Origin of the sequence: Vibrio azureus (assembly GCF_002849855.1) — a bacterium.
Lineage (GTDB): Bacteria > Pseudomonadota > Gammaproteobacteria > Enterobacterales > Vibrionaceae > Vibrio > Vibrio azureus.
Window position 1 is genome coordinate 430,635 of record NZ_CP018616.1, and the last position, 22,735, is coordinate 453,369.

The window sequence follows — 22,735 nt, forward strand, 5'->3', positions numbered from 1 at the left end:
ATTATGACAAAACCTACTCCTAACCTTGCTAAGTTGATTGCAATGGATCTAATCACTGTTGGTCGTTGGTCATTATTGTTAATGATATTAATATTTTCTTCAGCAATGGGCGTTGTGTTTGCCACTCACCATGCCCGCCAAGCGATCACAGAGAAAGATCATACGTTGGTTGAACGAGAGCGATTGGATAGCGAATGGCGCAATCTCATGCTGGAAGAAACGGCGCTTGCTGAACACAGCAGAGTTCAAGATTTAGCGAAAAAGGAGCTAGAGATGAAGCGTCCTGATGGCGATAAAGAAGTGGTTATTACGCTAAAATGATCGGAAAAAAAAACAAATCTAAACAGAACAAAAGACGCAAATCAGCAGCGAAAGAAAAAACCGCTGCTGCGGATCAGTCCCAAGCAGCTAAAGATGTTAAAAAGCCTGACATAATATCTGAAAAACAGGCTGATTCGCTACTGATTCGCTGGCGTCTTCATCTCATGCTGTTTTTTGTTTTCTGTGCCTTTGCTCTGTTGGTAGGTCGTGTCGCTTACATTCAGATTATTGAACCAGATAACTTGATCAAGCAAAGTGATATGCGCTCGGTACGAGTGAAATCGCTCCAATCTGCTCGAGGTATTATCTCTGATCGTAATGGTGAACCTCTTGCTGTCAGCGTTCCTGTTGAAGCCGTGTGGGCCGATCCCAAGACCATCTTTAAGGAAGGCGCTCTGGAAGAAACCAACCGTTGGTATGCACTTGCTGATGTTTTAGGTTTAGATCGACAAAAACTGATCAATAAGATTAAAAACAACCAAAAACGCCGCTTCATTTATCTCCAGCGTCAAGTTAGCCCTGCGATGGCCAATTATATTCGTGAGCTGAAAATCCCCGGTGTTGGCTTGAAGTCAGAATCGCGTCGTTACTATCCTGCAGGGGAAGTCAGTGCACACCTTGTCGGGGTTACTGGCATTGATGGTCATGGCTTGGAAGGAACAGAACGCAGTTATGATGAATGGTTAACAGGGGAAGCCGGCAAAAAAGTGATCCGCAAAGATCGCCATGGTCGTGTGGTCGAAAATATTGCTTTAGAAGAGAAACAAGAAGGAAAACCCTTGCAACTGACGGTCGATCAACGCATTCAGGCTGTGGCTTATCGCGCGATTAAGCAGGCGGTTGCCGACCATCGAGCAACCTCCGGTTCGGCGATTATCTTAGATGTAAAAACGGGAGCGGTATTGGCGATGGTCAATGCTCCTTCTTATAATCCAAATAATCGAAGTGACTGGCAAAGTTATAAGATGCGTAATCGCATTATTACCGACTCAATGGAGCCAGGCTCGACGATTAAACCATTTGTTATTCTCGCAGCGTTAGAAAATGGCATCGCCAACAAGGACACGGTTATTGATACGGGCAATGGAATTCTTCAACTAGGCGGCAGTCGTGTTCGTGATGTATCTAAAGTTGGCAAAGCGAGCTTAACGACGATATTGAAGAAATCCAGTAACATTGGCGTGACCAAATTAGCCATGCAAATGCCAGTCGAAGCATTGTTAGGGCTGTATAGTTCGGTAGGTTTAGGTGAACTGTCAGGACTTAACTTGATTGGAGAGGTGACCGGTATTTTCCCTAATCGTTCCAGATGGTCACCGATCGAACGGGCAACGATTGCTTATGGTTACGGACTTTCGCTCACTCCTATCCAGCTCGCTCATGCATACGCCACACTTGGTAATTTAGGTCGCTATGAACCTCTGCATATTGTTGAGAGTCATGACTATGATATGTCACGACAAGTTGTCAGCCAAGAACACGCCCGTCAAGTTTTAGATATGCTTGAAACGGTCGCGCAAAAAGGTGGTTCAGCACGTCGTGCTGCAGTGGCGGGTTATCGAGTCGGAGCGAAAACCGGAACGTCACGTAAAGCGAATGCTGGTGGTTATAGTGATGAGTACATCAACTATACCGCGGGTGTCGCACCGATCAGTGATCCACGTTTAGCACTGGTTGTGGTGGTCAATGAGCCACAAGGTGATGATTACTATGGGGGCTCAGTTGCATCGCCCGTTTTTTCTGAGATCATGAAAGGCGCGCTGCAAATATTGAATGTGGCACCAGACGAAAATAAATTCCAGTAATGGGTATGAGGGGCCGTTGACCTTTCGGGCGGGTTTTTACTGAGAATAACTAGGAAGCGCCTTTTGCCTAGAGCGATTTTATCTCGGAAAAATTGAACTTTGAAAGAGAAACAGGCCCTAGTATCTATTGAAAAAAACGATCAAAAGACTGGGAATATAAGAGAAAAAATATGACTAAAGCCATCAGTATGGACGCGCTACTATCTAACTGGGTTGACTGCCCTAGTTTAGCGTCTGTTTTCGTTTCTGACCTAGAGCTTGATAGCCGAAAAGTTCAAGCCGGTACCACCTTTGTGGCTGTAATAGGCCATGTTGTTGATGGCCGGAAATTTATTCCTACCGCAATTGAGCAGGGGAGCAACGCTGTTATTGCTCAATCATGTCAGAGCAAACAGCACGGTCTGATTGAAATGATAGCGGGTGTGCCCGTGGTTTATCTTGATGCCCTTGATCAGCGTTTATCTCATATTGCTGGCCAGCTTTACTCTTACCCTACGATGGACTTGATTGGGGTCACGGGAACCAACGGTAAAACGACGATTACTCAGCTCATAGCACAATGGATAGAATTGGTCGGTTCAAAAGCGGCGGTAATGGGAACGACGGGTAATGGCTTTCTCGATAATTTACAACAGGCGGCGAACACCACAGGTAATGCAGTTGAAATCCAAAAAACATTATCGTCGTTGTCTGAACAACAAGCCGACTACACTGCACTTGAAGTTTCCTCCCATGGTCTGATTCAAGGCCGAGTGAAAGCGCTCTCATTCGCTGCTGGTGTCTTTACCAACTTGAGCCGAGATCATCTTGATTACCATGGCACAATGAAAGAGTACGCCAACGCTAAGTTAACCTTGTTTACTGAACATCAATGTGGTCATGCGGTGATCAATGTCGATGATGTTGTCGGAGCGGAATGGGCAAAGCAACTCCCCAATGCTTTAGCAGTGTCACTCAAACCGACAACAGAGTTTTCGCAAAGTGTCTATGCAAACCACATTACTTATGCTGAATCTGGAATTACGATTGAGTTTGATGGCAAGTTTGGTGTAGGAAAATTCCATGCCCCTTTGATTGGTGAGTTCAATGCGGCCAATCTGATGTTGGCACTTACAACCTTACTGAGCTTAGGTTTCAGCAAGCAAGATTTGCTGGCGACGGCCAGTCAATTACAGCCTGTTCTTGGCCGTATGGAGTTGTTCCAAACTGACGAGACTGCAAAAGTCGTGGTGGATTACGCCCATACACCTGATGCGCTAGAGAAAGCATTGCAAGCATTGCGTGTGCATTGCCAAGGAAAACTTTGGGTTATCTTCGGTTGTGGTGGGGATCGTGATGCAGGAAAGCGGCCTATGATGGCTGAAATTGCGGAGCGTTTGAGTGATAAAATCGTGTTAACTGACGATAATCCTCGTAGCGAAGACCCGAGTCTAATCATGCGAGATATGCAGTCAGGGTTAACTCAACCTGGTTGTGCTGTTGTTCAGCATGACCGTTTTAAAGCCTTGTCTTATGCATTGGAACAGGCTTCAACTCAAGATATTATCTTGCTTGCGGGGAAAGGCCATGAGGATTACCAAATTCTCAACACGGGCACCATTCATTATTCTGACCGCGAGTCAGCCATGACATTATTAGGGATTGGAGCATGATCACAGTAACGCTTTCTCAAATTGCTGATATCACCAGCGGCGAACTGATTGGCAACGACCTCTCGATTCAAGCGGTTTCTACCGATACACGAGCGATCGAAGCGAATGGACTTTTTATCGCTTTAGTTGGGGAGCGCTTCGACGCTCATGACTTTTTCCGACAAGCAATCGAATCCGGTGCTGGTGCTTTATTGGTACAAAAACGCATTGATACCCACGTTCCACAGGTGGTTGTGGCAGATACGAAAGTCGCTTTAGGGCAACTAGCAGCATGGGTTCACAAAGCATGTCAAACTCCCACTGTAGCGATTACGGGTAGTTGTGGTAAGACGACCGTAAAAGAGATGGTTGCCAGCATTCTACAATTAAAAGGCAAAGTATTGTTTACAGCAGGTAACTTTAACAATGATATTGGTGTTCCTTTGACTTTGCTGCGTTCACAGCCTGATGATGACTATGCCGTCATTGAATTAGGCGCAAACCACATTGGTGAAATTGCTTATACTACTCAGCTTGTTCAGCCAGATATTGCTTTGGTGAACAATGTTGCCGCCGCTCATTTGGAAGGTTTTGGCTCAATTGATGGTGTTAAACAAGCAAAAGGCGAAATCTACCAAGGTTTGGCTCCCGCAGGCGTTGCGATTGTTAATCTTGATAGTCAAGGAAACGATAAGTGGCAGCAGGTATTGGCGGATAAAACGGTAGTAACCTTTTCACAAAACAGCCCAGAGGCCGATTTCTTTGCGTCAAACATTAGCCTAAATGAAGACGGTGAAGCGAGCTTTGACTTACATATTCAGCAACAGTCTCACATTGTACCTTTGTCGTTAGGGATAATTGGCCAACATAATATTACCAATGCCATTGCGGCATCGATTATTGCCTTAAATATGGGGGCTTCAGAGCAGCAAATTCAGCAAGGGTTGAAAAATCTAAACAAGGTTAAAGGACGTGTTGAAGTTAAAACATTAGCAGATAATATTAAACTTATTGATGACAGCTACAACGCGAGTGTTCCTGCGATGAAAGCAGCGATAGATTTACTGGCAGCATTTCAGGGGCAACGTTGGTTGATTTTAGGAAATATGGCGGAGTTAGGTAAGGAAAGTCTTGCACTTCACCGTCAAGTCGGGGAACATGCAGCTCCACAAAAGTTTGAACATGTTCTCACTTATGGGGAAGATGCAAGGATCATTAGTGAGCTGTGCAACGGTATCCATTTTGAGACACACAAAACAATGATTGATTACATCAAGCAGTATTTAGACCGTACCAGCCCAGAATTGAACACGCTTCTGGTTAAAGGAGCGAACGGTGCACGTATGTTTGAAGTCGCGACTGCTTTGAAGGAGTATTATTGATGATTATTTGGCTTGCCGAGCTGCTACAGCCATATTTTTCTTTTTTTCGCTTGTTTGAATACCTGTCTTTTCGAGCAATTTTAAGTGTTTTAACTGCACTTGGCCTTTCTTTGTGGATGGGGCCTATCATGATCCGACGTTTACAAATGTTGCAAATTGGTCAGGTCGTGCGTAATGAAGGTCCTGAGTCACATTTCAGTAAGCGTGGTACCCCAACAATGGGGGGCATCATGATTGTTGCTGCGATTTCGATCACTATCCTGTTGTGGGCCAACTTGTCCAACCCTTATGTTTGGGCAGTTTTAGCGGTTCTATTAGGCTACGCTGCGGTTGGTTTTGTGGATGATTATCGTAAAGTGGTGCGCAAAAATACCGATGGTTTGGTGGCACGCTGGAAGTACTTTTGGCAGTCGATGATCGCACTGGTTGTGGCGTTTGCTCTTTATGCTTATGGTAAAGATACCGCAGCAACCCAGCTCGTGGTGCCGTTTTTTAAAGATATCATGCCCCAACTTGGTTTGATGTATATCTTACTGACTTACTTTGTGATTGTTGGTACCAGTAATGCAGTGAACTTGACCGATGGCCTTGATGGTTTGGCTATTATGCCGACGGTACTTGTTGCGGCAGGCTTTGCTGTTATCTCGTGGGCCACGGGCAATGTTAACTTCTCTGAGTATTTACACATTCCATATTTACCACACGCTTCTGAACTTGTGGTGGTTTGCACCGCGATTGTAGGAGCTGGCCTTGGCTTCTTATGGTTCAACACCTATCCAGCTCAAGTTTTTATGGGGGATGTGGGTTCACTCGCGCTTGGTGGTGCATTAGGCGTGATTGCCGTTTTGGTTCGTCAAGAATTAGTACTGGTTATCATGGGAGGGGTATTTGTTATGGAAACCCTATCCGTGATACTCCAAGTGGGCTCGTATAAATTGCGTGGCCAGCGTATTTTCCGCATGGCCCCGATACATCATCACTATGAACTTAAGGGATGGCCGGAGCCACGAGTTATTGTGCGTTTTTGGATTATTTCCATGGTTCTTGTTTTGATCGGACTGGCGACTCTAAAAGTACGTTAATATCCAATAGCAGTATAACCAATGGTGTCTTAAAGCAATGAAATCTTGGCAAAATATTCATCAGGTTGTCGTCGTAGGGCTCGGTATTACCGGGCTTTCTGTCGTTAAACACCTCACCAAAAGTCAACCAAACATCCATGTCAATGTTATCGATACAAGAGCTCATCCTCCGGGAAGTGAGGCATTGCCTAAGCACATTGACCTTCATTGCGGTGGCTGGAATGAATCATGGCTGCAACAAGCGGATTTAGTGGTGATAAACCCGGGTGTTTCTCTTGCAACTCCTGAAATACAGGCGGTGATTGCTAAAGGCACACCTGTTGTAGGGGACATTGAGTTGTTTGCTTTGGCCGTGCAAAAGCCCGTTATTGCGATTACTGGCTCTAATGGTAAGAGTACCGTGACCGATTTAACGGGTGTAATGGCAAACGCAGCCGGTTTAAAGGTTGCGGTAGGTGGTAATATTGGTGTGCCAGCACTGGATTTGTTGGAGCAAGAGGCTGACTTGTACGTATTAGAGCTGTCGAGTTTTCAATTGGAAACGACGTCAAGCCTAAAACTAAAAGCTGCGGCTTTCCTTAATCTTTCTGAAGATCATATGGATCGTTATCAAGGTATGACGGATTACCGTCAGGCGAAGTTACGCATCTTTGATAACGCAACATTAGCTGTTGTTAATCGCGACGATCGAGAAACTTTCCCTGAGCGAGATTTACCCATTGTTTCATTTGGTTACGATAACCAAGAGTTTGGACTTGAGTTAGATGGTGAGCGGACTTGGTTACTTGATCACGGTAAACGGATCATTGCCAGTGATGAGCTTCAGTTGGTGGGAAGACATAACCTTGCCAATGCCTTAGTGGTTTTTGCCTTACTGCAAGCGGTCGACATTGATTATACCAAAGCCCTCGATGCACTCAGGAAGTATTCTGGTTTGACTCATCGATGCCAGGTCGTGAGTGACAAAAATGGAGTGAAATGGGTCAATGATTCCAAAGCGACGAATGTCGCCAGTACTATCGCAGCGTTGTCCGGTTTGCAATCGAGCGGCCGTTTGTTCCTCATTGTTGGAGGAATAGATAAAGGCGCGGATGTGTCCCACCTTGGTCCTATTTTCGCACACTTAAATTTGCAGTTGTGCTGCTTTGGCGTTGATGGTGACAGTTTTATGCCCTTGCACTCTTCAGCCCGTCGTTTTGACACTCTGGAAGAGGTGGTCAAATGGATTTCAGAGCAAACGGTATCCGGTGATATGGTTATGTTGTCTCCCGCTTGCTCAAGTTTCGATCAGTTTGATAATTTTATGGCAAGAGGAGACGCTTTTGCGACACTTGCTGAGAAGTATGCGTAAATAAGGATGATGTTGTTGTGGGGTTAGGTCACGTTAAACGCAGCATTGGTCTATGGTTTAAGCAGCCAGCACCAACGGTCCTTTTTGATCGACAGCTCGTATGGATTGCTTTTGGTTTGATGTTAACCGGCTTAGTGATGGTAACCTCGGCCTCTTTCCCGATCAGCTCGAGACTGACCGAACAACCATTCCATTTTATGTTTCGTCATGCCTCGTTTTTATTCCTCGCAATCATCGTATCTACGGTTGTAGTTCAAGTGCCATTACAGCAGTGGTTTAAAAAAAGCCCTTACTTGTTATGGCTCTCTTTTGGCTTGTTGATCGTTGTTCTGCTGGCAGGTAAATCCGTTAATGGTGCCTCTCGCTGGATTCCTCTCGGTTTGTTTAATTTACAGCCAGCGGAAATTGCAAAGCTTTCATTATTTGTGTTTATGTCCAGTTACTTGGTGCGTAAACAAGACGAGGTCAGACAAACCTTTTTTGGCGGCTTTATGAAGCCAATTATGGTGTTTGCTTTTTTTGCATTGTTGCTGCTCGGCCAGCCTGATTTAGGGACTGTCGTTGTGATGCTGGTGACTCTGTTTGGTATGTTATTTATCGCGGGTGCTAAGCTTACTCAGTTTTTGGCTCTAATGTGTGCCGGGATTGCTGCCGTGATTGGCTTGATTTTAGTTGAGCCTTACCGCATACGACGCGTAACCTCTTTCCTTGACCCTTGGGAAGACCCTTTCGGTAGTGGTTATCAATTAACACAATCTCTTATGGCATTTGGCCGAGGCGAATGGTTCGGGCAAGGGCTGGGAAATTCGATTCAAAAACTCGAATACCTACCTGAAGCACATACTGACTTCGTGTTTGCTGTGTTAGCCGAAGAATTAGGTTTTGTTGGGGTTGTGCTCGTCCTATTGCTGATCTTCAGTTTAGTTCTTAAAGCGATTTATATCGGTAAGCGAGCTTTCGAACAACATGAAACATTCGGTGGTTATCTTGCTTTTGGAATAGGTATTTGGTTCGCATTTCAAACGTTGGTCAACGTAGGTGCTGCGGCAGGTATGGTACCAACAAAAGGCCTTACCTTACCCTTGATCAGCTACGGTGGTTCGAGTCTTATTATTATGTCTGTGGCAGTGTCTATTTTGCTGCGAATTGATCACGAATGCCGTCTGAAACGGCTTCAGGAACAGCTAGAACAAAAAGATCATGAAGAAAAATAAACGTTTAATGGTGATGGCTGGTGGAACTGGTGGTCACGTATTTCCAGGGCTGGCGGTTGCCAAGCAGTTACAAGAACAGGGCTGGGAAATCCGTTGGTTAGGCACCGCGGATAGAATGGAAGCAGACTTGGTCCCCAAGCATGGTATTGATATCGACTTCATCAAAGTGAAAGGTCTTCGAGGTCAAGGAATCAAGCGCTTAATAGCGGCTCCAGCACAAATAGTGAATGCGATTTTCCAAGCGCGTGCTCACATCAAACGTTGGCAACCCGATGCAGTGCTGGGAATGGGCGGCTATGTGAGCGGCCCTGGAGGCATTGCTGCATGGCTCAGTGGTATCCCTGTTGTACTGCATGAGCAAAATGCAGTGGCGGGGCTCACCAATCAGTGGCTAGCGAAGATCGCAAAAAAGGTTTTCCAAGCTTTTCCTGGTGCTTTTCCTAATGCTGAAGTAGTCGGCAACCCTGTACGTCAAGATGTCGTTACATTGGAAGAGCCGAAGCGACGGATGGAAGAAAGGAACGGACCGATTCGAATTTTGGTTATGGGGGGCAGTCAAGGGGCGAGAATCCTTAACCAAACCTTGCCGAAAGTGATGACTACTCTGGGCTCTGACTATTGTATTCGTCATCAAGCAGGTAAAGGTGCCGTTGAAGACGTGCAAGCTGCTTATCAAACTTGTGGGGTGATCGATGCGCAAGTTACCGAATTTATTGACGATGTCGCGCAAGCATATGCTTGGGCTGACCTTGTCGTTTGTCGTTCAGGTGCCTTGACGGTATCTGAAATCTCAGCGGCAGGCTTAGGCGCAATTTTTGTCCCTTTTATGCACAAAGATCGCCAACAAGCCTTGAATGCCGATCATCTTGTTGAGTGTGGTGCTGCCAAGATGATAGAACAACCGGATTTAACCGTTGAGTCTTTGACTCAGCAGATCCAACAACTGGATCGTAACGCACTGTTATCTATGGCGGAATGTGCGCGTCAAGCAGCAAAACTGAATGCTGACGAAAAAGTAGCACAAGCCATTATTGCTTTAACAGCACAGCGTTAACAAATTATTGAGAATAGAGTAATGACTATCCAACATACACAAGATTTGGCTCAGATTCGAGCAATGGTCCCTGAAATGCGCCGCGTGAAATCGATTCACTTTATTGGAATCGGTGGTGCTGGAATGAGTGGCATTGCGGAAGTACTTTTAAATGAAGGCTATCAAATTACTGGTTCTGATCTCGCTGAAAACCCGACTACTGAACGTTTAGTGTCAAAAGGGGCGACGGTTTACATCGGCCATCAAACCAGCAATGTTGCGAAGGCCAGCGTTGTTGTTGTATCAACGGCGATCAATGAAGAAAACCCAGAAGTCATGGCTGCAAGAGAGATGCGCATTCCTATTGTTCGTCGCGCTGAAATGCTCGCTGAATTAATGCGTTTTCGTCATGGTATTGCTGTCGCAGGTACGCATGGAAAAACGACTACGACGGCTTTGGTTACGCAAATTTATTCAGAGGCCGGTCTTGATCCAACCTTTGTAAATGGTGGTTTGGTGAAAAGCGCGGGTACGAATGCCCGTTTAGGCTCTAGTCGTATTTTGATTGCTGAAGCCGACGAAAGTGACGCTTCATTCTTACACTTGCAACCAATGGTGAGCATCGTAACGAATATTGAAGCGGATCATATGGATACTTACGGTGGTGATTTTGAAACCCTGAAGCAAACTTTCATTGATTTCCTTCACAACCTACCATTTTACGGCCAAGCGATTGTATGTATTGATGATCCTGTGATTCGCGAATTGATTCCACGAATCAGTCGTCAGGTGATCACCTATGGTTTTTCTGAAGATGCGGATGTACAAATTAAAAACTACCGCCAAGAAGGTCAACAAGGTAAGTTTACCGTGGTTCGTCAAGGCTGTGCGGATCTCAATATCACCCTAAATATCCCCGGTCGCCATAATGCTCTAAATGCTTCTGCGGCGATTGCGGTAGCAACGGAAGATGATATCAGTGATGAGGCGATTTTAGCGGCGATGGCTGGAACGGAAGGCACTGGGCGTAGATTTGATCATCTTGGTGAGTTTGATACCGGTAATGGCCACGCAATGCTGGTAGATGATTATGGTCACCACCCAACAGAAGTTGGTGTTACGATTGATGCAGCAAGAAGTGGTTGGCAAGATAAACGTCTAGTGATGATATTTCAGCCACATCGCTACAGCCGAACTCGAGACCTCTACGATGATTTCGCTAATGTCTTACAACAGGTTGATGTCTTAATTATGTTGGATGTTTATGCTGCAGGGGAAAAACCTATTTCTGGTGCTGATGGACGTGCATTATGCCGTACGATTCGCAGTCGTGGTCAAGTTGATCCAATTTTTGTACCTGAAATTGAGCAATTACCTTCAGTTTTAGCTAACGTTATTAAAGATGGTGACTTGATTTTAACGCAAGGTGCTGGTGATATAAGTAAGGTTGCAAAGAAACTTGCTGCACTTGAGCTAAACATTGAAAACATGCGTGTTAATCACTAACTGAATGAACAGCGAGACGCAAAAGCTAAAAAGTAACAGTAATTAAGATTTACGCGGATTACGTTGCGATTTATTGTTATCAATAATTGCTAGTTTTAAACAGCTCAGTATAATTTGAAAGTTAAGATCAATGCTCTTTCTGGTGGGCCCTACCAGGGGTGAAAAGTACAGAATAAAGATCAGGAAGCGAAGCATTGTTGAATTTGGCATTGAATGAAGAGCAACAAAATATTGAACGTCGCTTTAGTCGACAAGAAAAAGTGCTAGGTACGATATTTTTTTGCGTTGTCGTTAGCTTAATCAGCTCAACACTGTTTTTCGCTATCAGCTGGATGTGGGATGATCAGAGATTACCGTTATCTAAGATCGTGCTTCAGGGCAAACTGGAGTTTGTTACTGCTGATGATGTTCAAATAGCCTTGGGTAAAATCGATCATATTGGTACATTCATGTCACAAGATATCGATGTATTACAGCAAAGCGTTGAGTCTATCCCTTGGGTGGCCCATGCTGCTATTCGAAAGCAGTGGCCTGAAACGATCAAGGTTTTTTTGACTGAGCACACGCCCATTGCGATTTGGAATGGGCAAGAGTTGCTTGATGAAAATGGTTTAGTTTTTGACGGTGATATTGGGCTGTTAAAAGAAGAGAACGTAAAGCTATATGGGCCTCATCAAACTGAAACCGAGGTGTTACGTACGTATCGTGAGTTTCATCCCAGATTTCAAAAGTTAGGGCTGTCGATATCGTCTCTTGTCTTGAATGAGCGACGAGCTTGGCAAATTATCCTTGATAACGGAATTCGACTAGAGCTTGGTAAAGAATCTCTGAATGAGCGAATAGAGCGATTTTTTTTGCTCTACAATAAGCTTGGCAGTGATACTCAAAGAATCAGTTATATCGACCTTCGATATGACACAGGAGCCGCAGTGGGTTGGTTTCCTGAACATGAGTTAGGACAAGAGAGAACAAATGACTAAGGCTGCGGATGACAACATTATTGTTGGTCTTGATATAGGCACTGCAACCATATCTGCTTTAGTGGGTGAGGTGTTACCTGACGGTCAAATCAATATTATTGGTTCAGGTAGTAGCCCTTCACGCGGCATGGACAAAGGTGGCGTGAATGACTTGGAATCGGTTGTAAAATCAGTACAACGTGCAATTGATCAAGCTGAATTAATGGCAGAATGTCAAATCAGTCGAGTCTTTATTTCGTTGTCTGGTAAGCATATCGCGAGCAGAATTGAAAAAGGCATGGGCACGATTTCTGACGAAGAAGTGTCTCAAGAGGATATGGATCATGCTATCCATACAGCAAAGTCGATCAAAATTGGCGATGAGCAACGTATCCTTCATGTTATTCCACAAGAATTTACTATCGATTACCAAGAAGGGATTAAAAATCCACTTGGTTTATCTGGAGTGAGAATGGAAGTCAGCGTCCATTTGATCTCATGCCATAACGATATGGCACGAAATATTATTAAAGCGGTTGAGCGCTGTGGCCTCAAAGTCGAGCAACTGGTTTTCTCTGGGTTAGCGGCAAGTAATGCTGTCATCACTGAGGATGAAAGAGAGCTCGGTGTATGTGTGGTCGATATTGGTGCCGGGACAATGGATGTTTCTATCTGGACCGGAGGCGCCTTGAGACATACAGAAGTGTTTTCTTATGCAGGAAATGCGGTCACAAGCGATATTGCTTTTGCTTTTGGCACGCCAGTGAGCGATGCTGAAGAAATAAAAGTTAAATATGGTTGCGCTTTGAGCGAGCTAGTGAGTAAAGATGATACGGTGAATGTTCCAAGTGTTGGAGGGCGACCTTCCCGGAGCTTACAACGTCAGACTCTTTCTGAGGTCATTGAACCTCGATATTCTGAACTGATGGGATTGGTTAACCAAACTATCGACTCAGTACAGACGAAGCTACGCGAAGAAGGCATCAAGCATCATCTCGCTGCCGGTGTTGTTTTAACTGGTGGTGCTGCGCAAATTGAAGGCGTGGTAGAATGTGCAGAACGCGTATTTCGCAACCAGGTCAGAGTCGGTAAACCACTTGAGGTGAGCGGATTAACTGACTACGTAAAGGAGCCGTACCATTCGACGGCAGTTGGATTATTACATTACGCAAGAGACATGCAGTCAAGTGATGATAGCGATTATAATGAACCTAAGCGTTCATCTGTTACTGGCTTGTTTGGTCGGTTGCGTAATTGGATACAAAAAGAGTTTTAGCCTGAGTTGCAGGGTAAACGGAGATAACACATGTTTGAACCGATGATGGAAATGTCTGACGATGCGGTAATCAAAGTCGTTGGAGTTGGTGGTGGCGGTGGTAACGCTGTTGAGCACATGGTGCGTGAGTCTATTGAAGGTGTAGAATTCATCAGCGTTAACACTGATGCACAAGCACTTCGTAAGACAAGCGTTGGTAACGTCATTCAGATTGGTGGCGATATCACCAAAGGCCTTGGGGCGGGTGCAAACCCACAAGTTGGTCGAGAAGCTGCTCTTGAAGATCGAGATAGACTTAAAGATTCTCTAACTGGTGCCGATATGGTATTTATCGCAGCAGGTATGGGCGGTGGTACTGGTACTGGTGCTGCTCCTGTTATCGCTGAAGTTGCGAAAGAACTAGGCATTCTGACGGTAGCGGTAGTGACAAAGCCGTTCAGTTTTGAAGGTAAGAAACGTTTAGCCTTCGCGGAGCAAGGTATCGATGAGCTTTCCAAGCACGTTGACTCTTTGATTACGATTCCAAATGAAAAGCTACTGAAAGTCCTAGGTCGTGGTGTCACACTATTAGAAGCTTTTGCGAGTGCGAATGATGTTCTGAAGAATGCTGTGCAAGGCATCGCAGAATTGATCACACGTCCTGGTATGATTAACGTCGACTTTGCCGATGTTCGAACAGTGATGTCTGAAATGGGCCATGCAATGATGGGTAGCGGAATTGCAAAAGGTGAAGACCGTGCTGAAGAAGCTGCAGAAATGGCAATTTCTAGCCCGCTTCTTGAAGATATCGATCTTGCTGGTGCTCGTGGTGTGCTTGTGAACATCACGGCTGGTCTGGATATGCGTCTTGATGAGTTTGAAACGGTTGGTAATACCGTTAAAGCGTTTGCTTCCGATAATGCAACGGTTGTAATCGGTACCTCACTTGACCCAGATATGACTGATGAAATTCGTGTTACTGTGGTTGCAACTGGTATTGGCAACGAGAAAAAACCAGACATTACATTAGTTGCGGGTGGTAAAGCTAAAGCAGCAGCATCACAAGCGCCTCAAGTGTCACAGCAGACAGCGGCACCACAGGTTGAAGAGAAGTCGGCACAAAGCTTGCAGCAAAATACAGCGCAAGAGAAGCCGCAGGTGACTCCTCAAGCGAACAATAGTAATGCATCTTCGGGACAGGGTTCAGCTGCACCGAAGCAAGAAAAAGAAAGCGGATACTTAGATATTCCTGCGTTCCTACGCCGTCAAGCTGATTGATGTTTGACCATTTATTTGACATAGCTCAAAATAATGGTATCATTCACGGTCGGCGTTACAGGCGGCCGTGTTTTATAGCCATTGTTAGAGAGGCAAGCAGATGATCAGACAACGTACTCTGAAAGAAATAGTGAAAACAACTGGTGTGGGTCTCCACTCTGGTCGTAAAGTCACGCTTACTCTGCGCCCAGCTGCTGCAAATACAGGCATCATTTACCGTCGTACAGACGTGAATCCACCTGTTGATTTTCCAGCTGATCCCGCGTCTGTTCGTGACACTATGCTATGTACTGCACTAGTTAACGACGAAGGCGTACGTATTTCAACGGTTGAACACCTTAACGCAGCGCTTGCGGGCATGGGCATTGACAACATTATTGTTGAAGTTGATGCACCAGAAATTCCAATTATGGATGGCAGTGCAAGTCCGTTTGTTTATCTACTTCAACAAGCGGGTATTGAGACACAAAACGCGCCTAAACGTTTCATCCGTATAAAGAAACCTGTTCGTTTTGAAGATGGCGATAAATGGGCCGAGTTCGTTCCATTTAACGGCTTCCGTATGGACTTTGAGATCGACTTTAACCATCCGGCTATTGAATCGGATGAGCAAAGACTTTTATTCGACTTTTCATCTCAAGGTTTTGCTCGTGAGATTTCACGTGCTCGCACGTTTGGTTTCATGCGTGATATCGAAAACCTTCAGTCGCAAAACTTGTGTTTAGGCGGTAGCTTTGATTGTGCCATCGTACTTGATGAATATCGCATTCTTAACGAAGAAGGTCTTCGCTTTGATAATGAGTTTGTTACTCACAAAGTACTAGACGCTATCGGTGATCTCTACATGTGTGGCCATGCCATCATTGGTGAGTTCCGTGCATATAAATCTGGTCATGGCCTGAACAACCAATTATTGCGTGCCATCCTTGCTGATCAAGAAGCATGGGAATGGACGACCTTTGAAGAAGAAGCAGGTTCTCCGGTTGCTTTTGGCGATCCAAGTATGGTACTTGCGTAATTCTTCTTTGCTCAAATCGCACTAAAAATAAATTGCATGAAAAAAGCCAAGCATCTAGCTTGGCTTTTTTTTATCCGTTTGTTTCGCCATTGCAGCCAGTCGTTTTAACCGATCCTGTATCTTGGGCGGCGCAACATCAGCAATAATCAGCAAGGAATCTGCCGCTGCTTGGCTTAAAGGCGGGCGCTTGGTTTTTTGCTCTTTACTTGCATGATTACGATATAAAGAAGGGTTGATTCTTACGTCGATACTGATGAGCTTAGCGTAGCCTTGTGTCCGAAGCTTGTTGAGGATCATCATTCGATCGTAATTGATCTTCATTTTGATCGCGGCACTTGAAACGTCAATTAAGAGCTGACCATGTCGAATATTGGCAACCCGGCAATGATCTGCCGTCCCGTTGGGCAGTATGGCTTGTAAAGCCTGATTTAATTGTAAGATCTCTTCGGCATGCTGTTGAATCTGCTTAAATTGAGATTCAGCAATAAGAGTGTCGGTTAAGGTTGGACGGTGATCACGCATAAGCCAATATAAATTATCTAGGACCTTATCATTCTAGTGCAGGGCGGCAGATAGGTATATACCCAAATGACTTCAAGATGCTTGATTTAGAGCTAATGTCGCTACCAAAAGGCGAGTATTCTTAGCTCTCAGGCTTTGTTAATGATTCTTAATGTAGAACCATGGTATCTACGAATCCTTGCCACGCCTCAAAACTAGGGTCTTCTCGCTGAACACGGTATCTTAAGGTTACTTGGGTACTAAGCGATATTATTAGTTGGGTGTGGATAATAGAGTTATTTGGGTATACAGGCTATTTGCATCTCTTGGTAAATGAAGCATAAGCGTTACATAAATGAAGTCTATCTTTTAAAAAATACTGACTTTATCTCTTCAAGCTTGTGTCATAATAGCGCTTCAGTCATCAATTTGTCTAAAAACTCCTGAGTGCTTCAAACAAATGCGTCTATTTATGGTCGTCAGGAAGAAAAATCCTTACACTAAGCCACATTGTTTCAATTTTTGACCTTGAAATACGCATGTTTGGACTCAATATCTGAAATAATGATTTATCTCAGTATTCTTAGTTACAAACTGGTAGAGACTGAAGGCATTACGAGTAGATCGGGAACGGTCTGATGAAAGAGAGATTCACAAAAAATGATAACTAAGCTACTGACAAAAGTGATTGGCAGTCGCAACGACCGAACACTGCGCCGCCTTAGAAAAATTGTAAAAGAGATCAATAATTACGAACCAACGTTTGAAGCACTGTCTGACGAAGAACTTAAAGCCAAAACGGTAGAGTTCCGTGAGCGTCTAGAAAAAGGCGAAACTCTTGATAATCTTCTACCAGAAGCCTTTGCTACCGTTCGTGAAGCATCTAAACGTGTTTATGGTATGCGCCATTTTGATGTTCAGCTTATTGGTGGCATGGTGCTCAATGCTGGTCAAATTGCTGAAATGCGAACAGGTGAAGGTAAAACACTCACAGCAACCTTACCGGCCTATTTAAATGCACTGCCCGGTAAAGGTGTTCACATTGTAACAGTGAACGATTACCTTGCTAAGCGTGATGCAGAGACTAACCGTCCTTTGTTTGAGTTTTTAGGCATGACGGTGGGTATCAACGTACCAAATATGGCTCCTCAGGCTAAGAAAGAAGCATACCAAGCAGATATCCTTTACGGAACGAACAACGAGTTCGGCTTTGACTACCTTCGTGATAATATGGCTTTCCGCACAGAAGACCGTGTCCAGCGTGAACGCTTCTTCGCTGTTGTCGATGAAGTAGACTCGATTCTTATTGACGAAGCGCGTACGCCTCTTATCATCTCTGGTCCTGCTGAAGATAGCTCTGATCTATATACTCGTATCAACCTGCTGATTCCGCATTTAGAAATTCAAGATAAAGAAGACTCTGAAGAGTACCGTGGTGATGGTCACTACACCATGGACGAAAAGTCTAAGCAAGTTCACTTAACCGAAAACGGTCAGGAATTTGTTGAAGAGCTACTCGTAAAAAATGGTTTGATGGAAGAAGGCGATACACTTTACTCTCCGACGAATATCAGCCTACTTCATCACGTTAATGCTGCACTTCGCGCTCATGTTCTGTTTGAACGTAACGTTGACTATATCGTTAGCGATGAAGGCGAAGTGGTTATCGTTGACGAACATACTGGCCGTACGATGCCAGGTCGTCGCTGGTCTGAAGGTCTACACCAAGCGGTTGAGGCTAAAGAAGGCGTTAAGATTCAAAACGAAAACCAGACGCTGGCTTCGATCACCTTCCAGAATTACTTCCGTCTCTACCATAAGCTGTCTGGTATGACGGGTACGGCAGATACAGAAGCCTTTGAATTCCAGTCCATTTATAATTTGGAAACGGTTGTTATTCCGACCAACAAGCCAATGCAACGTAACGATATGCCAGATATGGTTTATCGAACGGAAGCTGAGAAATTTGCAGCGATCATCGAAGACATTAAAGCGCGTGTAGAAAAGGGGCAACCTTCTCTTGTTGGTACGGTTTCTATCGAGAAGTCAGAACTGTTGTCTAATGCACTAAAAAAAGCAAAGATTAAACACAATGTACTCAACGCCAAGTTCCACGAGCGTGAAGCTGAAATTGTTGCTGAAGCCGGGACTCCAGGTGCCGTAACGATCGCAACCAACATGGCGGGTCGTGGTACTGATATCGTGTTGGGTGGTAGCTGGCAAGCAAAAGTTGAAGCATTACAAGATCCGACTAAAGAACAGATCGACGCGATTAAAGCAGAATGGAAACAGATCCACGATCAAGTACTGGAAGCGGGTGGTTTGCATATTATCGGTACAGAGCGTCACGAATCTCGTCGTATCGATAACCAGTTACGTGGTCGTTCAGGTCGTCAAGGGGACGCGGGTTCTTCTCGTTTCTACTTATCGATGGAAGACTCATTACTGCGTATCTTCACTTCGGACCGCATGGCGAGCATTATTCAAAGTGGTATGGAAGAAGGTGAAGCGATCGAATCTAAGATGCTTTCCCGCTCAATTGAAAAAGCTCAGCGTAAAGTAGAAGGTCGTAACTTCGATATCCGTAAACAGTTACTTGAATACGATGATGTTGCTAACGATCAACGTAAGGTTGTTTACGAGCTTCGTGATGAACTGATGGGTACTGATGACATCAGCGATATGATTGAGCATAATCGTGAAGATGTTATTTCCGCTGTGATCGACGAATACATCCCACCGCAGTCATTAGAAGATATGTGGGATACTGAAGGCCTGCAAGAGCGTCTGAAAGCGGACTTTGACTTGGATGCACCAATCAAACAGTGGCTTGAAGCGGATGACAAGCTATATGAAGAAGCGTTACGTGAAAAAATCTTCAATTTAGCCGTTGATGCTTACAAAGCGAAAGAAGACATTGTTGGTGCCCAAGTACTGCGTAACTTTGAAAAATCCGTGATGCTTCAAACGTTAGACACACTTTGGAAGGAGCACTTATCTGCGATGGATCACCTGCGTCAAGGTATTCATCTTCGTGGGTATGCTCAAAAGAACCCGAAACAAGAGTACAAACGTGAGTCTTTTGAATTGTTTGAAGAGCTACTCGAAGCACTAAAATCGGATGTCATTACCGTACTATCACGTGTTAGAGTGCAGCAGCAAGAAGAAGTAGAGCGTATGGAAGAGCAGCGTCGAGCACAAGCTGAAGAAGCGGCTCGTCATGCTCATGCTCAACATGCTGATGCGCAAAATCAACTTGCTTCTGATGAGGCCGAACAAGGCACTAACCAGCCAGTGGTTCGTGATGAACGTAAAGTAGGACGTAATGAGCCTTGCCCATGTGGTAGTGGCAAAAAGTACAAACAGTGTCACGGTAAGATTGATTAATTTCTTCGAACCTATTATTAAAAGAGTCGCTTAGGCGGCTCTTTTTGTATCAATAGTATTAGGACTATTTTCATGAAAAGAATTCATATAGTTGCGGCGATCATCTTAAACTCAGACAAATCGCAAATCTTTATCACTAAACGTCCCGATGATAAACACAAAGGGGGCTTTTGGGAATTTCCTGGAGGAAAAGTGGAGCAAGATGAAACGATTGAACAGGCAATGAATCGTGAACTTGAAGAAGAAATTGGTATCACCGTAACAGAGCAAGCGTTATATGAGCACTTGCAATATGATTACCCAGATAAGTCGCTGAAATTTGATTTTATGCTGGTGTCTCAATTCGACAACCAGCCTTATGGTCGCGAAGGTCAACAAGGGCAATGGGTCGATGTTGCTGCCTTGGCTGACTATGCCTTCCCTGAAGCAAATCTGCCTATCGTAAAACGGGTTGTTAAAGAGTTTTCCTAACGCCACGCGAACGACCTTGAGGTTAACTCGGGATATTGTTAGTTTAAAAAGATTCAGCGATATAAGAGAACGAGCATCGGACTCGTTGTCCACAAAAGGAGAAAAATTGCCATGGTTCGAATTGCAATTGCAGGTGCGGCGGGAAGGATGGGCCGCAATCTAGTAAAAGCTGCACAACTTAACTCACAAGCGTCATGTACCGCGGGCTCTGAGCGTCCAGGATCTTCGTTAGTTGGTGCAGATATCGGTGAGCTGTGCGGTGAAGGTAAATTAGATGTCTTTCTAAGCGATGATTTAGCTAAGCAAGTGGAAAACTTTGATATTGTTATCGATTTTACCACCCCGAGTAACACACTTGCCAATCTTGCACTTTGTCAACAATATGGCAAGAGTATTGTCATTGGTACAACGGGCTTCACCGAAGAGGAGCGAGCACAGATTGATGAAGCAGCGAAACATGTGCCAGTCGTGATGGCCTCTAATTATTCTGTTGGGGTCAACCTAGTATTTAAGCTGTTAGAAAAAGCGGCCAAAGTGATGGGTGATTATTGTGATATCGAGATTGTTGAAGCGCACCATCGCCACAAAGTAGATGCGCCATCTGGTACTGCAATTGGAATGGGAGAAGCCATTGCAGGTGCAATGGGTAATAAATTAAATGATGTCGCTGTCTATGCCCGTGAAGGGATTACTGGTGAGCGCACCAAAGATGAAATTGGTTTTGCGACCATTCGAGCGGGTGATATCGTTGGTGAGCACACTGCGATGTTTGCTGATATTGGAGAGCGAGTTGAAATTACTCATAAAGCAACAGACCGAATGACTTTTGCTAATGGAGCAGTAAAAGCTGCAGTCTGGTTGTACGACAAGCCTACCGGGTTTTACAGCATGACAGATGTGCTTGAGCTCAATAATTTGTAATTACATAAGTATTCGCCGGCGTTAGCCGGTTTTTTTTATCTGAAATAAATCCCTAGTAAATAACACTGATTAAATGTATTCAATTTAACCTAAGTTTGGTTTTGATTTTGGGTATTTTGGTGTTTATTTTTGTTTAGTTTGTTAAAAATTACACTTAACTTTGATTTGTTATCGTTTGCTTTCAAAATTGACTGTTTGGAGGCTTCGTAAAGTGTGGTTAATTTGTAAAATACAAAAAAGAATGAATTTAAAACGATTTTAGATAGATTAAGCTTGTGTTTTTGACTGCTTTTGTATTGATATGTGCCCACTTCGTATAAAAATACAATTTATTTTTTGGTTGTTATTGACAGTTTCAAAGTGTGTCATTAGAATATCGCCAATTTGTCAAAAATACCTGTTAATGTGAGTTATCAAGGTAAAGTTAGGCAGGTTTGCACATTTATATCTTATTTTTGAATTTTTATTCTGGAGGTTGTCTTGGGTAAACTAGCACTGTTGGTCCTAGAAGATGGGACGGTGTTTCACGGAGTGTCCATTGGCGCAGAGGGTATTTCCGTTGGTGAAGTTGTTTTTAATACTTCGATGACCGGCTATCAAGAAATTCTTACTGATCCTTCCTATTCTCAACAAATCGTTACTCTTACTTATCCTCACATTGGCAACACCGGAACCAACTCCGAAGACGAAGAATCCTCTTCCATTCATGCACAAGGCCTTGTGATTCGCGATCTCCCTCTTATCGCTTCTAACTTCCGAAATGAACAATCCCTTTCTGATTACCTTAAAGCGCAAAACATTGTTGGTATTGCTGACATTGATACACGCAAACTCACTCGTATTCTGCGTGAGAAAGGTGCTCAAAATGGCTGTCTTGTAGCGGGCAATAATTTAGATGAAGCTTTGGCACTTGCGAAGGCGAAAGAATTCCCAGGCTTAAAAGGAATGGATCTTGCGAAAGAGGTTACAACAAAAGAAGCGTATCAGTGGAAACAAGGTTCGTGGACGCTTGAAGGTGGGCTTCCAGAAGCGCAAGATGACAGCGAACTGCCTTATCACGTTGTGGCCTACGACTTCGGTGCCAAGCGAAACATCTTACGTATGCTGGTTGACCGAGGATGCCGCCTAACCGTTGTTCCTGCTGAAACATCTGCTGAAGAAGTGCTTGCACTAAACCCAGACGGTGTATTCCTTTCAAATGGTCCTGGCGACCCAGAACCATGTACTTACGCGATTGAAGCGACCAAAGTTTTCCTAGACAAAAATATTCCTATCTTTGGTATCTGCCTTGGTCACCAAATTCTTGCACTGGCGTCTGGTGCAAAAACGGTCAAGATGAAATTTGGTCATCATGGTGCCAACCATCCAGTTAAAGACTTGGAGCGTAATGTTGTGATGATTACCTCGCAAAACCACGGTTTTGCAGCAGACGAAGCAACACTACCAGAAAACCTACGTGCTACTCACGTATCGCTATTTGATGGCTCTTTGCAAGGTATTCACCGCACTGACAAGCCAGCATTTAGCTTCCAAGGTCACCCAGAAGCGAGTCCTGGTCCACACGATGCAGCACCGCTATTTGACCACTTTATCGAACTAATCAAAAAACACAGCGCTTAA

At 44.4% G+C, this 22,735-nt stretch carries 18 protein-coding genes; 17 read left to right on the forward strand and 1 reads right to left on the reverse strand.

From position 1 onward, the window contains the following. The first annotated feature begins 3 nt into the window (after positions 1-3). The 13 genes from ftsL (at position 4) to lpxC (ending at position 15,835) form a co-directional block, all read left to right on the forward strand. On the forward strand, positions 4-321 hold the full coding sequence (gene ftsL, locus BS333_RS02140) for a cell division protein FtsL (RefSeq protein ID WP_021709886.1): 318 nt from the start codon (positions 4-6) through the stop codon (positions 319-321). After that, entirely contained in the window at positions 318-2,126 is a 1,809-nt protein-coding gene (locus BS333_RS02145; RefSeq protein ID WP_021709887.1) for a penicillin-binding transpeptidase domain-containing protein, read from the forward strand. Before ftsL ends, BS333_RS02145 begins: the two co-directional genes overlap by 4 nt. A gap of 170 nt (positions 2,127-2,296) precedes the next feature. Further along, positions 2,297-3,778: a UDP-N-acetylmuramoyl-L-alanyl-D-glutamate--2,6-diaminopimelate ligase gene (gene murE, locus BS333_RS02150; protein WP_021709888.1), complete on the forward strand. Its 1,482-nt coding sequence runs from the start codon at positions 2,297-2,299 to the stop codon at positions 3,776-3,778. Next, a complete protein-coding gene (locus tag BS333_RS02155) occupies positions 3,775-5,139 on the forward strand; it encodes a UDP-N-acetylmuramoyl-tripeptide--D-alanyl-D-alanine ligase (RefSeq protein WP_021709889.1) in 1,365 nt (454 codons plus the stop codon). The genes murE and BS333_RS02155 overlap by 4 nt, the downstream gene beginning before the upstream one ends. Then, complete coding sequence (mraY, locus tag BS333_RS02160) at positions 5,139-6,221, forward strand: phospho-N-acetylmuramoyl-pentapeptide-transferase (protein ID WP_021709890.1); 1,083 nt, start codon at positions 5,139-5,141, stop codon at positions 6,219-6,221. The genes BS333_RS02155 and mraY overlap by 1 nt, the downstream gene beginning before the upstream one ends. Before the next feature lie 37 nt (positions 6,222-6,258). After that, the gene (gene murD / locus BS333_RS02165; protein WP_021709891.1) at positions 6,259-7,572 is read left to right on the forward strand and encodes a UDP-N-acetylmuramoyl-L-alanine--D-glutamate ligase; all 1,314 of its coding nucleotides are present in this window, start codon (positions 6,259-6,261) and stop codon (positions 7,570-7,572) included. Between the two features lie 17 nt (positions 7,573-7,589). Beyond that, positions 7,590-8,786, forward strand: coding sequence for a cell division protein FtsW (gene ftsW, locus BS333_RS02170; protein ID WP_021709892.1), 1,197 nt, complete (start codon positions 7,590-7,592; stop codon positions 8,784-8,786). Next, positions 8,773-9,840, forward strand: coding sequence for an undecaprenyldiphospho-muramoylpentapeptide beta-N-acetylglucosaminyltransferase (gene murG / locus BS333_RS02175; protein WP_021709893.1), 1,068 nt, complete (start codon positions 8,773-8,775; stop codon positions 9,838-9,840). Before ftsW ends, murG begins: the two co-directional genes overlap by 14 nt. Before the next feature lie 21 nt (positions 9,841-9,861). Further along, positions 9,862-11,325: a UDP-N-acetylmuramate--L-alanine ligase gene (murC, locus tag BS333_RS02180; protein WP_021709894.1), complete on the forward strand. Its 1,464-nt coding sequence runs from the start codon at positions 9,862-9,864 to the stop codon at positions 11,323-11,325. A gap of 194 nt (positions 11,326-11,519) precedes the next feature. Further along, positions 11,520-12,305 carry a cell division protein FtsQ/DivIB gene (locus tag BS333_RS02185; RefSeq protein WP_021709895.1) on the forward strand — a complete coding sequence of 262 codons (786 nt, stop codon included), beginning with the start codon at positions 11,520-11,522 and terminating at the stop codon, positions 12,303-12,305. After that, positions 12,298-13,560: a cell division protein FtsA gene (gene ftsA / locus BS333_RS02190; RefSeq protein ID WP_021709896.1), complete on the forward strand. Its 1,263-nt coding sequence runs from the start codon at positions 12,298-12,300 to the stop codon at positions 13,558-13,560. The genes BS333_RS02185 and ftsA overlap by 8 nt, the downstream gene beginning before the upstream one ends. A 30-nt stretch (positions 13,561-13,590) precedes the next feature. Then, entirely contained in the window at positions 13,591-14,817 is a 1,227-nt protein-coding gene (gene ftsZ, locus BS333_RS02195; RefSeq protein WP_021709897.1) for a cell division protein FtsZ, read from the forward strand. A 100-nt stretch (positions 14,818-14,917) separates the two neighbouring features. Further along, positions 14,918-15,835: a UDP-3-O-acyl-N-acetylglucosamine deacetylase gene (lpxC, locus tag BS333_RS02200; protein WP_021709898.1), complete on the forward strand. Its 918-nt coding sequence runs from the start codon at positions 14,918-14,920 to the stop codon at positions 15,833-15,835. Positions 15,836-15,889: 54 nt separating this feature from the next. On the opposite strand, the gene BS333_RS02205 is transcribed toward lpxC, so the two are convergent. Continuing rightward, positions 15,890-16,357, reverse strand: a complete 468-nt coding sequence (locus tag BS333_RS02205; RefSeq protein WP_021709899.1) for a DUF721 domain-containing protein — start codon at positions 16,355-16,357, stop codon at positions 15,890-15,892. 639 nt (positions 16,358-16,996) lie between these two features. On the opposite strand from BS333_RS02205, the gene secA reads away from it, so the two are divergent. From secA to carA, 4 genes are all read left to right on the forward strand, one after another. Continuing rightward, positions 16,997-19,723: a preprotein translocase subunit SecA gene (secA, locus tag BS333_RS02210; RefSeq protein ID WP_021709900.1), complete on the forward strand. Its 2,727-nt coding sequence runs from the start codon at positions 16,997-16,999 to the stop codon at positions 19,721-19,723. A 72-nt stretch (positions 19,724-19,795) separates the two neighbouring features. Next, positions 19,796-20,194, forward strand: a complete 399-nt coding sequence (gene mutT, locus BS333_RS02215; RefSeq protein ID WP_021709901.1) for an 8-oxo-dGTP diphosphatase MutT — start codon at positions 19,796-19,798, stop codon at positions 20,192-20,194. Between the two features lie 111 nt (positions 20,195-20,305). Beyond that, positions 20,306-21,115: a 4-hydroxy-tetrahydrodipicolinate reductase gene (dapB, locus tag BS333_RS02220; protein ID WP_021709902.1), complete on the forward strand. Its 810-nt coding sequence runs from the start codon at positions 20,306-20,308 to the stop codon at positions 21,113-21,115. A 480-nt stretch (positions 21,116-21,595) separates the two neighbouring features. Then, on the forward strand, positions 21,596-22,735 hold the full coding sequence (carA, locus tag BS333_RS02230; RefSeq protein ID WP_021709903.1) for a glutamine-hydrolyzing carbamoyl-phosphate synthase small subunit: 1,140 nt from the start codon (positions 21,596-21,598) through the stop codon (positions 22,733-22,735).